Origin of the sequence: Sphingobacterium olei, assembly GCF_005048855.1 — a bacterium.
GTDB lineage: Bacteria > Bacteroidota > Bacteroidia > Sphingobacteriales > Sphingobacteriaceae > Sphingobacterium > Sphingobacterium olei.
In genome coordinates this window covers 592,383-605,066 of the sequence record NZ_SUME01000001.1, presented here as the reverse complement: position 1 = coordinate 605,066, position 12,684 = coordinate 592,383, and the positions used below count along the sequence as shown (strand labels likewise).

Sequence of the window (12,684 nt, the reverse complement as noted above, 5' to 3'; positions counted from 1 at the left end):
CTAAAAAAAATGAATAACTCAAGTATACATATGTTATATAGCGATATAACGATATTAAAATAAAAAAAAGATTTTAACAGCACTGGTGTACTTTCACATCCTGATTGAAAAAGATATTGAAGTCTTTTTGAAATTCTTTCCATACTTTCTCTTCAATACAATAACAAACAGATTTCCAGTCTATTGAACCTTGGATAATTCCGATACCTTTTAATTCTTTTAGATGTTGTGAAATCGTTGCCTGTGCCAATCCTAATTCCTCAACCAAATCATTACAAATACATGATTTTTGGTTGATAATAAATTGCAGGATAGTTATTCTAGCAGGATGTCCTAGAACTTTAAGAAGCGATGCTAACTTGTTTTGTTCGTCTTTATATATCTCTGTTTTTGTAACTCCCATTTCTGTATTTATTTACATCGCAATATTACGATAATAAATTTAAAAACAAAAGAATTTTCATCTTTTATTTAATAGTTTCAATCAATAGAGCTTTCAAATTCGATTAAAAACTGATAAAAAAGATTTGGATCATATCGTAAAGAGGCTATTCACCTTTTTTTAATAAAAATTTTCCGTTATCTTTAATCGCCGTGAAATATTGAAAAACCAATGAAAAAAGCCGAATTACCACATAAAATAAAATGGATAAATGCGATCATATTGATTGTGATGGCGATGCTCACCACATATGCCGTAACACCATGGAATGCATGGAATGTCGACCCCAGTTCCCCTAGTTATGGGTGGAACAGGTTCAGTTTTTTTACCGTACAGAGCAACTTTATTGCTACCGCCACTTACCTTATAGCGGCACTAGCAATTTTAAAAAAGAAAAGGTTGGGAGAATGGTTCCGATACCTTCGTGGGTCAGCTGTTCTCTATATGATGGTAACAGGAATTGTATATGCACTTTTATTGCAGGATACAGACGTAAACCCAAACCCCGGTCACTTTAACTGGAGTAATTTTATATTGCACCAATTGGGGCCATTCTTTATTACAGTCTGGTGGCTACTGTGGCCATCCAGACTTGTCGTCACATCGAGTGGTTCATTGCTCTGGCTTATCTTTCCGCTCCTGTGGCTTATTTATACATTTATCCGTGCATCGTTTACGGGGTGGTATCCTTATCCTTTTCTTGATCCTGATAAGACTGGGGGGGCAATCGGGGTAAGTCTATATGTATTCGGTATTACTGTTTTCTTTTTAATCCTCAGCCAGCTGCTGGCCTGGATAAGCCGTGCAAGGGCAAACAATCATACATTATACTAACAGTTAGTTAAAATTCTTCTTAAGATTAAGACACGGACTTTGTTCCTATAAACATCGAACCGTCATTTTAATTGTTATATTTAAAGATATCACTGTATCGTATCTTTAAAAACATTACCTTACAAAAAACATTACTTTATAAAAACATCATGTCAAAAGATAAAGGAGCAAAGAAGGATACTGGAAAAAAGACCGCGGTAAAAAACTTCAAGGAAAAAAGGGCTGACAAAAAATTGAAACAAGCCGAAAAAAAACGAAAAGACTAGTTTGGGAATAAAACACAAGATCCGACTCAATTCAGATTAAATCAACCTAACACCTTGATTCATATCCCATGTTCCCTTGGTTAACATAGTTTAACCTTGCTTCGGAACGATTGACTTCAAAATTTCAAATATTTTCTCTCTTTGTAGAAGCTACATTCCTAACTTCTCTTCAGCTATGCCTGAAACCAATTGATAGGTAAAGTTAATAAGTTAAATTGGAAAGTGTTTGTTGATCAATTACAAACATATTTATTTAACTTTCATTAAGTTCTTTCAATAAATCATCCAAATCCAGCGCACGGGTATACATTTCCAAAGAACCATCTGGATGATGTGGCCATTGTTCTTTGGGGCGATCCCAATATAATTCTACCCCATTGCCATCGGGATCATTCATATACAATGCTTCTGAAACACCATGATCAGCCGCTCCTGTCAATGGATAATATGCTCGCCGCAGACGATCGACGACAAAAGCAAAATCTTTTCTACTCGGGTAAACAATTGCCGTGTGATATAAGCCTACACCATCTGCAGGCGCTGACCCAGCGCCCCTGCTATGCCATGTATTCAATCCAATATGATGATGATAACCTCCTGCGGATAGAAACGCAGCCTGATCGCCGTACATCGTGGTGAGCTCAAAACCTAATAGGTCACGGTAAAATTCCAGCGCTCGTTCGAGATTGGACACTTTTAAATGTACGTGTCCTATACGGGCATTTGAAGGAATAACATAGTCCTTTTCTTTTGACATTTTTATATATTTAGAAATAAAGATAGGTAACACCTTTTACTTCATCAAGAGTTCTCTCTGATTCCATAATTTGCTGTTCTTTTCAACACAATTATAATTGTTAATTAAAGCAAATATATCTAAGTTTGAATAGCATGGAAGCCAAACTCAAATTCAAAAAATACCAATTGACAGATTTTCCGGATTTCTATAATCGGGTCAAGGACGATAGTGTAATGAAATACATTACGGGAAAAGGATTATCTGAAGTAGAAGCAAAAAAAAAGTTTGAGTCTATTTTAAAAATCAACCAATCGGATAATTTATTAGGTTACTTTCAGATTTTGGATTCCGAAATTCAACTGAAAATCGGTGAATGCAAATTAGTTGATTCCACAAAAGATCCCTCCGTCTATGAAATAGGTTATATACTGGAAGAACGATTTTGGGGAAAAGGATACGGTACACAGATTTGCACGCATATGCTCGAGCTAGCAACTTCCATAGATCCTACTAAAAATGTAATTGGAATTATAGATCCTGAAAACAAAGCTTCGAAGAAGTTGTTGGAAAAATTTGGATTTATAAGTTTTTTTTCCGGTATAGAAGATGCCATAGCCACCGAAAAACTTATTTTAAAAAGAGATGAAGTAAAATAACATATCTTTTTTTCGTTAATTTGGGTAACAATTTTCATTACTTATTGACATACGTATAAATAAAAAGAATTATAAACTTAAAAAGCAAGTTCCTTAGCATCTATTTGTGTGTTGCCTGATTCTTAGAAAAACTTTGCCAAGTTCTTTCTACACTATCTGCGTCCATACGCCCATCAAATACAATAAGCCGGTATTTTAATATATAGGTATGCCCGGGTTCCAATAACCAATCACGATCTTTTGTAGGGGAGACATTGAGAAAAAAATCTCCGCGTCCATTATTACCACTTTCATCCCAGATTCGCAAGGGTTCGGGATGATTGTAATTATCTGGATGGGAAAGAACAGCCATACCGCCATGGGAATTATTTGGTAAATCACCTTGCACCAAACACCATCTTGCCTTGCTGCCATCGGTGTTTTTACGGTCGTTTCCTTCCGAAGTCAATACCTCACAATTGTTTTTATCCCAAAATTCCGTGGCTCGCCATCCTAATCCGCCATACCGATAGGTAAGTAGGCGCAACGGACTTGTTGAAGCACAACGAAAGGTGGTCGTAATATCAACCCAATAGTAATCTTTGCTCTCCTCCGGAACCTCTACCCTAACAGTTTGCCATTCTTCCAAGGCCACTTTTTCGATACCGTTTTTTTTGAATGCGACATGATGGTGCAGAGCGGTATATTCGGCATAATTCCGGCCTTTATCCTTGTTGGTAATGCGGACAAAACGGACGGTTCCGGTTTTCTTCTTCAGATTCCAAAAATCGACGGTATCCTGCTCAAAAAGGGTATGCGTCCATGGATTCCAGATACCATAATGATGATAATGGTCATTAGGCTGGATACGAGTAAGTCGATGTCCTTTAAGTGTGTTAAGTGGATGGATAAAGCCACTGCGTTGGAAACTACTGTCTTGCCCTTCGGGTGGGTATATCGTGTTGAATTGATAACTGAGCAGGCGGTGTTTACCTTTGCTGATAGTCAACATACTATCGATAACTAACTGTAAATTTTGTGATTGTCCGTTTACTTGTGCCTGGCACAAGTACGATAATAACCATAATATAACGGTTATTAAAAAAATCAAGTTGTTGGGGCGTAAATGCATCTAATACAAACATAAATAATTTGTTCTTAAATACTAAAGCCTTTTCTATTCGACGATGAGGACAAAACTTCCGTGGTCCTTTGTGTGTTATATGGTATAATGTAAGCAATCATTTATTTATGGCAATCATCGGAGAAATTATAAAACGGGTAATCAACGTAAACGGTATCATTAGTAAGGCCCCACTGCCTGCAGATGCACAGCGGGAAGTGCTGATTGATATGCTGGAAAAAGCAAAATACACTGCCTTTGGAAGAAAATATGATTTCATCGCGATACTGGCTGAAACGGATCCAATCAAGGCCTTTCAGCGCACGGTACCGATATACGACTACGACAATATATATGCTGAATGGTGGCATTATCTGGATGAAGGGCATGAAAACATCACTTGGCCGGGTGGTCAACGCTACTTCGCGTTGAGCAGCGGAACCACTAGCAACAGTAAGGCTATACCGGTCACCGATGACATGTTAGATGCCATAAAAAAAGCGGGCATACAGCAAATTCTGAGTCTGAAAAACTTTGGTTTGCCGGCGGATTTTTTTGAAAAAAATATCATGATGCTCGGAAGCAGTACGCAGCTAAAAGAACGAAACGGCTTCCTTGAAGGAGAAATTAGCGGAATTTCAGCATCCAATCTTCCATTATGGTTCAGAAAGTTTTACAAACCCGGACGAAAGATCGCAGCAAGCAAAGGTTGGGATGAACGGGTCAGTAGAATAGCGAAGGCCGCGAGAAAATGGGATATTGGCAGTATGACAGGTATACCTTCCTGGTCTGAACTCCTGCTCAAAGAGATCATTCGTTACCATAAGGCCGACACCATCCACGATATCTGGCCTAACCTTCAGGTATACAGTACAGGAGGAGTCGCTTTTGGACCTTACCGCAAAAGTTTTGAAAAGCTGTTTGCACGTCCGATGACCTATATTGACACTTACCTCGCTTCAGAAGGCTATTTAGCCACACAAAAAAGACCAGATACCAATGGTATGGCTCTTATCGTCGACAATGGTATTTTCTTCGAGTTCGTTCCCTTTATAGAGGCAAATATGGACGAAGAAGGACGGGTGAGACAGGACGCAGAAGTACTCACGTTGGAGGACGTAGAGGAAGGTGTGGAATACGTACTGTTGATCTCTACCGTAGCTGGAGCCTGGCGTTATATGATAGGTGATACAGTTATCCTCACAGATAAAGAACAGGCTGAAATTATGATCAGTGGCCGGACAAAGCATTTTCTAAATGTCGTAGGTGAGCAATTATCCGTACATCAAATGAATAACGCTATCCAAAAGTTACAGGAACAATTTGATTTGCAGATAGCAGAATTTACCGTTGCTTCAATTCGCAGAGGAGAAAAATACATCAACAAATGGTATTTGGGTGCAGATAAGATCTACACTTCACCACAGATTACCGAGTTTTTCGACGCAGAGCTTCAGGCCACCAATAAAAATTATAAGGTGGCTAGGCATCAAGCGCTGGATGGTATAGAAGTAAATATCATACCCGTATCGTATTTCCACAGCTGGAGCGAACAATATAAAAAACTGGGAGGTCAAACCAAAATACCTCGGGTTATGAAAGAAGAGGAATTTGAGGAGTTTGAAAAATATATCTCCACCTTATAAAAACTAGGGCTGTGGTGGAGTTTATAGATTTTCTGTTGCAATATCATCCGCTATTTCGGCTTCCTCGGCCAATATTTTCTCGCGGCGATCTTGCGTCTTCTCTTCCAATTTGGCTACCAATTCGACAATATCGTCGGGAGAAAGGTAGAGACGTGCTATTTTATCTTTATACCGCTGCGACAATTCACTATGTCCTAATATAAATTCTTTGGTAGCCAAGATATAGGAGCCCATACCACGGTTTACGGCAAACGTATCCGCTACACGTTCCGCCTTACGGATATACGTTTTGGACAGCCAGTAGAGTAAACCAAATCTAGCAATGCCTATCGTACTTCTTTGCTCGTAGTCCATAATATGGCCAAGTTCATGACCGATCCACCCGATTAGCACAGCATCTGCCACCTGATGAATGGGTTCGATGCTGTGTTTGAGTTTGAATACCGGACTGATTAATATATCGTACGCACGCCTTTTACGTGAACGTAATAGTGTCTTAATCACCGGCCGTGCGGCCATTACGGATGCTTTCAGCTGTTGTGTAAAAAAAAATCTAATACATGTATCACTTAGCTCAGGATAATGCGATAAAGCGGTAAGTACCTGCTCTTCTATTACCTTAGGAATTTGCTTATTGATGGAAAGGGAACTGAAATCTGCTACGATATTTATTTTTGTATCTGTGTTTAAACCCATAAGATTTTCATTATGATGTCTAAAAATTAACAGATGGAAGCAAGAATTGTTGTAATATATAACAATTTAGATGTGAACAAAGGATGGATACAGGTTAAATTGGTAATATAAGAGAATAAAAGAGTCCAAAACGAAGAGTGATTTCTTTTTGGACTCCTTTATTGGCTTATTTATTTTTTAATCTATCGGAAAACATTTTCATATAAAAACCTCCCACCACACTGCGGGCTTTAAAGTTTTCCCGAATACCGGTTTTAGAATCGTAAAAATCATTTAGCGGTACCCTAGATTTTGTTTCAATTGCATGCAAATAAACAGGATGAATAAATGACTTAAAGTCTTTTTCATTGTTCGTAAAAGTCGCCGTCCATAAAATCCAATCATTTTTAGTATAATCTTTTCGACTGTCAAGAGGCAGTCCGTATTTATTTTGTCTGCCAAGATAGTACGCGATTTCAGTATCATATACTTTTTGAGGAAAAAGCTGCAGATCTAAAACTTTATCCCATACCAAATTATATTTTTGACTCCATGTATTTTTGTTATCAAAAGTCAATGCATAGTGATCTCCTGCATCTGCCATTTCCATCCAAGTTGGAACCATTCCATCTGCAATAGCCCTGTATTTTTTGGCGACATCGTCATAGCCTAACATTTTAGCCAGCTCAGCGTAGCAGGCAATGCCTACAATTGCCTTAACAGATAAATTTGCATTTCTGGCAAGATGCCCTGCGAAGTCATCGGTACACAATTGGTGCTTTGGATCTAAACCCTCCTTGGTTAGATAATCCGCCCAAGTGGTCAATATTTTCCAATGTTTTTTTGCATATTCTGCATTTCCTTGTGCTTTTGCTATAGCAGCAGTAAGGATAATCATATTACCCGATTCCTCCACTGGCATAGGCTCGCCATACGTTTGTCCATTCGCGAAAGGGTAGGTACCAAGATCGTGTGCAGCCCATGGATATGGATATTTACCACTTTCGCTGAAATAGAAAATTGCATTTAGCATACCCTCTAACAACTGTGAATTATAAATCAGGTATAGTGGAGCCGATGGATATGTGACATCCACGGTATTGATAAAACCTCCGCTGTTGTTTTCCTTGGACAACCACAAAATTTCACCTTCTGGACTTTGGACCAGTGTATGCGCTGCAATGCTTTGACGATAGGCTAATACACACAGATTGGCGTATTCCTCTCCGCCCGATTCTAATACATTTGCATATAATGTTTTGTCAAATGTCTCACACTGTGTTATGACCTTTTGATATTCATTCGTCGCCTTTGTGAGTTGATTTTCTATCGTTTCGTTACCGGATAAATTCCACCATGGTCTTAAGTTATTTTTAAAATATTGTATGGAATATATCTCATCATAACCTAATGAAACGTAATGTGTTACTGGTTCTTTACCGACACTTCCAAATGGAATAATGGTATTCAACGCGAGCTGTCTCCCCTGATCTGCAGTAGATGTGGCAACACCATTTCTAAAGGCATTCCCTGCCTCCTTCTGTGAAGTAATAAATTGAACTGATTGACTCTTCTTCGGTACGGCGACATAGAAATAGCCCCAATCTATACGCATATCGTCGGCTCCTTTTTGCAGTATAGGCTGTTCAACTGTACCTGCTTTTAGAATGGAAAGCTGATCAGTATTATATTGCTTCGCCGTTACCTCCTGTGACGGTTCGTAAACAGCGATATTCGATGCTGCGCTGAGGTAAACCTTGACTTGGTGGTTTCTGTTGTCGTTTGCCTGCACCTGATAGGAAATATAGGAGACTGGACGTGCTAACTGATCTAAGTTGTCCATCAACAACGGTGAGGTGAAAGTTAATTTCAGGTTGACTGTTCCGCAGGTAAAATGATATATGGTTTGCGTAGCATTTACTTCTACGTTGATTTGTTTTGCTAACTGTGTCGCTGCTGATCGGTCTATTTCCCTATCAACTAATCCAAAATCGAGGAACCGTCCTCCCGCTGTATTTCGTAAATGAATTGCAATGACATTTTTTCCTGGTTTTAATGCTTTTTTATCTTCTTCTCTTAAAGAAATATATTCAAAGGTGTTTGTCCATCCTACTTTATCATAAATCTTTTTTCCATTGAAGTACACGTCTATATTATCATCATGATTTAATTTTAAAAAAAGTGCATGAATCGTTTCTGGATTGGTAACATCAAAGGTACGTCTCACCCAAATATCATTAGATTGCCAAATCGTTTTAGCTTTTTGAGCCAAATCGCCGATAGGCGCTTTTCCTAATTTCCATTCAGATGTGTTATAGTCTGTTGCTTGCCACTCTCCCTGAGGTTGTACTTCGGTATAATGTACTTCATAAGATCCCTCATCTGAGGCAGGCAGTATGGTTTTGTAATTTGGAACCTCCTTACCTAAAAAGCGATATATTGTTCCGTCCACATCGATCATACCCAATAGAGAATGGTCTGCCCCAGTCCAATGTGCTGTAGTAGATTCCGCAAGCTGATCGGTATTAGACCAAATACTGAAATTGGGGTTATGGGTGATTAAGGGATAAGAGGGTGCTTTCCTATTCTGGGCAGTTAGCTGTCCGAATACCCCAACTAGGATAAAAAGCACTAGGTACTTCATAAAATTCATTTTGTTCATAATTGCATTGTTTTTAAACTAAAAATTATACTTGGATCAAGTATAATTTTTCTGCAACATAGTTTTTTTTCGTTTAAAAAACAAAGAAACGTTAATTTCTCTCTGTAACGAAATTGATGTGCTCCGATATTGATATTTATATCCTAGAGAGTCTGTTTAAAAATAGCGGATTTCATAGATGATTAAGCGAAAAGAAGCATACAAATATTCCAATAAATAACAATCTTTGTATAGAATCGTTATAAATAAAAAGATTACATCATGTTAAGTCAAAATATCAAAGAAGGCACAAGTGCTGCACACCAAAAGCTAGAAGGAACAGTTGTTCGTCAACTGAAAGCCATTCGTTCCAATACTGATTACGCAGAAGTATTAAAAAATTTCTACGCATATTTCAATGCTGTGGAAAAAACCATAGCACCTTATATTACGAGCGATGTATTACCAGATTATATCGAACGTCGGAATTCAAGCTATATCAAGCAAGACATTGAAGAACTGGGCGGAAGTGTAGAAAACCTCTCTCAAGCTAATGTGCCGCAGATCAGCTCCCCTCTAGAAGCGCTATCGGCCTTATACGTATTAGAAGGTTCTATTATGGGTGGACCATACATTGTGCAGATGCTAAATAAATATGGTATCACCGCAGGAACTTCTTTCTTTTCGGGCTATGGAGCTGATACCGGTAATATGTGGAGTGCATTTACAACGGTGCTCAATGCATATGGAGAAGACCCAGCGAATCATGCAAGAGCAATAGAAGTGGCTAATGAAACGTTCTCTAAATTTGGAGAAGTGTTCAGTGCGACACAGGTATCGTAAATTCACGGATACGGATTCATCTGATAAGCAACCATACTCTAAGTCGATTTCAACATAGATTGGGGTTATATGTTAAATCATCTTATTTTTGTTAATCTGATAATATTGGATAACGGTAATAACGGCAGTCCAAGTCATTACTCAGGATGTTGCATAGTTCAGAATCTGTAGCAACATCTTTATAATGCATCTTTTTTCCATCGACGTAGAGATATTGATAAATCAATCGAATACCATGACTATAGTCTACATACGAATCTGCATGCCCTACATAGATCGGTTGAATGGGCTTTTCATCCAATTGATGCCAACCGTACAAAGCTACACGATTTAATGAAGCAAACAATCTAGAAGAAGAAATGACATCTTTCTTAATTCCAGCAATCAACCCTTTACGCTCTTGGCGTTGGTCCTCTATAATGCGATTATGCTCCAAAAAAGTATAAAAACTTTCTCTATCCGCTGTTAATGGCATAGGTTCCAGTTTGATCTCGGCAGCATGATAAATATCGTCACAAATTTTGGATGTACTTAGAAAAAAACCTAAGCTGTCCGCGATAAATTGGGCAGTATTAGGTGTCATCGGCAAACGTATAAAATCCACATCGGTACCAACCATTAGATAGTCTGGCATGGTAAAATAAGATGATTTTATGGATTTACCGTCTGCCTTATTTACGGATACGTCTATTCGTACTAATTGGCGCATAAAATCGGGAAAATTACCTTCCAATATGTATGCTGTTATTCGCTTTTCCCTATCAATAGCAGAAAGTAATTGAAGTTCATTAGCTATCTCAGTCCCTGTCTTCGCATCTGAAGCCAGCATAGGAATATCTTTTATATAGTGTGTTGCTGCTTGAGCATACAACTCTGTATCCGGTTGTGCTATTTTCAATAAGATATCAAAAATAATTAATAGATTTAAACATAGTTTCATGCGCTAAGGTATAACATATTTTTATTCATAAATTAAGTTTTCATACAAAACGCCACATTATCATTTAAATTACATTTTATTCCGGCAAATATCTGTATTTTTTTATTTTTTTTACAACAATTTAGAATCGCAAGCGTTATAATAGTAAACAACTAATAAGCAATCGAAAAAAATATAGGGTATAATGAATACCTCACGAAGAAGAGAGCCTGAGATAGTAATACATCTTAGGCTTTCGCATTAAAAACAACGTATTCTCTACGTAATTAAGTTGCTAATCGTATTTATACCGCGATTTATCAGGTATTGTATACGCTCCTTCCTCATGTATTATTTACGTAGATGATCGAAAGTATTGTAATTAGCAAATTTTACATGATCAGCGATCGGTACAATAGAAACGTGGAAATATGAAATAATTTTATGTAATGCAAAGTGGACAAGCTGACCTGAATCTAATTGTTCTGCAATTTGCGTTAACATATCGGAAGAATAAATAGCACACAAGGGCTCCACGCGACCATTGTTCCCGAAAAAGCAACCTTTTACGCCTTCATCTTCACCATAATTTCGTATCAACGTGTGTAACGTATGAGCATCCATATTAATCATATCACAGGCCAATACCAAAATGTCGTGCTCTGGAAAGTTAAAATGAAGACTCAATAACCCGGCTAGAGGTCCTTTCGCAAACACACAATCTACGATCAATTCCGGATTTGAAAAACGTTGCTGATATACCGGAAGCTGTCCTTCATTCACAGATATAAATACCGGTAAATCCAGACCATGCAAAGTTTGTTGGGCGTATTCAGCCCAGGTATAATTCCCATGCCGCAACATACCTTTATCCGTTCCCATCCGTTTACTTTCACCCCCGCATAAAACAAGTCCTATCATCATTCTTTTAAAATGGCATAAATTTCCATGGTAATTCTTACCCTCCTATATCAAGCATACTCAAGTTGCTCCCAGTAAATTTCAATGTTTGTTTCTGCCTCAGCGCCTTTTCTAATTGTCTGTCAAAATGTACTCCTTGTGTTAGATCTCTTATGGGAATAGGTTGATTGCTACTTAAACATCCATAGATATTTCCTTTCATATCTAGCCGTAGCCTATCACAATCTCCGCAAAAGGGTTCGCTTTCATTTGCAATAATGCCAAATTCACCTTCCGAGGTCTTCCAATAAGTTGCCGTAGCTGCATTTTCCTTCGGTTGCTTCGTAATCGTATAATGTTCAGAAATAAGGGCAAGCAGTTCTTGTTGTGAAAATAAATCAGATTTCTCTGTCCCGAATAAATGTCCCATGGGCATTAATTCCAAGAAGCGAACTTTTATTTTTTGCTGAAACGCAAACCTTAATAAAGGTAGGACCTGACACTCGTTTTGCCTCCTTATGATCACTGCATTAAGTTTGACATTTAAACCTACTGCTTTGGCGGCTTTAATTCCATCTAAAACCTGCGATAACCGGTCTCGACGGGTTATTTTAAAAAAGACAGCGGGATCCATCGCATCCAAAGAGACATTGACAGACAATAATCCACTGGATCTAAGTTCGGCTGCCATCCGTCCAAGTAACAGACCATTGGTAGTAAGTTTAATATCCTTTATACCCAATCTTATTATTCCCTGTATCAGCGGAGATAGTTGTTTATATAATAGTGGCTCACCTCCAGTAAGTCTTATGGTTCTCAGTCCCAGACGCTGATGCAGCTCTTTTATCACCTGTAAGAGCTGATCAACACTAAAAATGAGACCTTCTGGCTCTTCCTGTTTGATCGGCGCATCACTGCATACACAATATGTGCAAGCAAAATTGCATGTATTTATCAAACTTATGCGCAACGTACGAAACGACCTACCAAATTGGTCTTGAATTTTTTCCATCACATAAAA

At 38.2% G+C, this 12,684-nt stretch carries 12 protein-coding genes; 4 read left to right on the top strand and 8 right to left on the bottom strand.

Annotation, left to right across the window (positions count from 1 at the left end; genetic code table 11):
• Nucleotides 1-73: 73 nt before the first annotated feature.
• Nucleotides 74-403 (bottom strand): ArsR/SmtB family transcription factor, encoded by a 330-nt coding sequence (locus tag FAZ15_RS02545; protein WP_136899737.1) that lies wholly within the window; start codon nucleotides 401-403, stop codon nucleotides 74-76.
• Nucleotides 404-613: 210 nt separating this feature from the next.
• On the opposite strand from FAZ15_RS02545, the gene FAZ15_RS02540 reads away from it, so the two are divergent.
• Nucleotides 614-1,276 (top strand): Pr6Pr family membrane protein, encoded by a 663-nt coding sequence (locus FAZ15_RS02540; protein ID WP_136899736.1) that lies wholly within the window; start codon nucleotides 614-616, stop codon nucleotides 1,274-1,276.
• A 519-nt stretch (nucleotides 1,277-1,795) separates the two neighbouring features.
• On the opposite strand, the gene FAZ15_RS02535 is transcribed toward FAZ15_RS02540, so the two are convergent.
• Nucleotides 1,796-2,299: a VOC family protein gene (locus tag FAZ15_RS02535; RefSeq protein ID WP_136899735.1), complete on the bottom strand. Its 504-nt coding sequence runs from the start codon at nucleotides 2,297-2,299 to the stop codon at nucleotides 1,796-1,798.
• A 134-nt stretch (nucleotides 2,300-2,433) separates the two neighbouring features.
• Here FAZ15_RS02535 and FAZ15_RS02530 point away from each other — a divergent pair, with 134 nt between their 5' ends.
• On the top strand, nucleotides 2,434-2,937 hold the full coding sequence (locus FAZ15_RS02530; RefSeq protein WP_136899734.1) for a GNAT family N-acetyltransferase: 504 nt from the start codon (nucleotides 2,434-2,436) through the stop codon (nucleotides 2,935-2,937).
• Nucleotides 2,938-3,037: 100 nt separating this feature from the next.
• Here FAZ15_RS02530 and FAZ15_RS02525 read toward each other — a convergent pair whose 3' ends face one another.
• Nucleotides 3,038-3,928, bottom strand: coding sequence for a DUF6807 domain-containing protein (locus FAZ15_RS02525; protein WP_162304849.1), 891 nt, complete (start codon nucleotides 3,926-3,928; stop codon nucleotides 3,038-3,040).
• Between the two features lie 239 nt (nucleotides 3,929-4,167).
• On the opposite strand from FAZ15_RS02525, the gene FAZ15_RS02520 reads away from it, so the two are divergent.
• Nucleotides 4,168-5,685: a GH3 family domain-containing protein gene (locus tag FAZ15_RS02520; protein ID WP_136899732.1), complete on the top strand. Its 1,518-nt coding sequence runs from the start codon at nucleotides 4,168-4,170 to the stop codon at nucleotides 5,683-5,685.
• Between the two features lie 21 nt (nucleotides 5,686-5,706).
• Here FAZ15_RS02520 and FAZ15_RS02515 read toward each other — a convergent pair whose 3' ends face one another.
• Nucleotides 5,707-6,381 (bottom strand): hypothetical protein, encoded by a 675-nt coding sequence (locus tag FAZ15_RS02515; RefSeq protein ID WP_136899731.1) that lies wholly within the window; start codon nucleotides 6,379-6,381, stop codon nucleotides 5,707-5,709.
• 166 nt (nucleotides 6,382-6,547) lie between these two features.
• On the bottom strand, nucleotides 6,548-9,022 hold the full coding sequence (locus FAZ15_RS02510) for a glutaminase family protein (protein ID WP_136899730.1): 2,475 nt from the start codon (nucleotides 9,020-9,022) through the stop codon (nucleotides 6,548-6,550).
• 261 nt (nucleotides 9,023-9,283) lie between these two features.
• On the opposite strand from FAZ15_RS02510, the gene FAZ15_RS02505 reads away from it, so the two are divergent.
• Nucleotides 9,284-9,844 (top strand): biliverdin-producing heme oxygenase, encoded by a 561-nt coding sequence (locus FAZ15_RS02505; RefSeq protein ID WP_136899729.1) that lies wholly within the window; start codon nucleotides 9,284-9,286, stop codon nucleotides 9,842-9,844.
• 91 nt (nucleotides 9,845-9,935) lie between these two features.
• On the opposite strand, the gene FAZ15_RS02500 is transcribed toward FAZ15_RS02505, so the two are convergent.
• The 3 genes from FAZ15_RS02500 to FAZ15_RS02490 form a co-directional block, all read right to left on the bottom strand.
• Nucleotides 9,936-10,784 (bottom strand): hypothetical protein, encoded by an 849-nt coding sequence (locus tag FAZ15_RS02500; RefSeq protein WP_136899728.1) that lies wholly within the window; start codon nucleotides 10,782-10,784, stop codon nucleotides 9,936-9,938.
• A 330-nt stretch (nucleotides 10,785-11,114) separates the two neighbouring features.
• On the bottom strand, nucleotides 11,115-11,687 hold the full coding sequence (gene mobA / locus FAZ15_RS02495; RefSeq protein WP_136899727.1) for a molybdenum cofactor guanylyltransferase: 573 nt from the start codon (nucleotides 11,685-11,687) through the stop codon (nucleotides 11,115-11,117).
• A 34-nt stretch (nucleotides 11,688-11,721) separates the two neighbouring features.
• Nucleotides 11,722-12,675 (bottom strand): GTP 3',8-cyclase MoaA, encoded by a 954-nt coding sequence (locus FAZ15_RS02490; RefSeq protein ID WP_136899726.1) that lies wholly within the window; start codon nucleotides 12,673-12,675, stop codon nucleotides 11,722-11,724.
• Nucleotides 12,676-12,684: the final 9 nt, after the last annotated feature.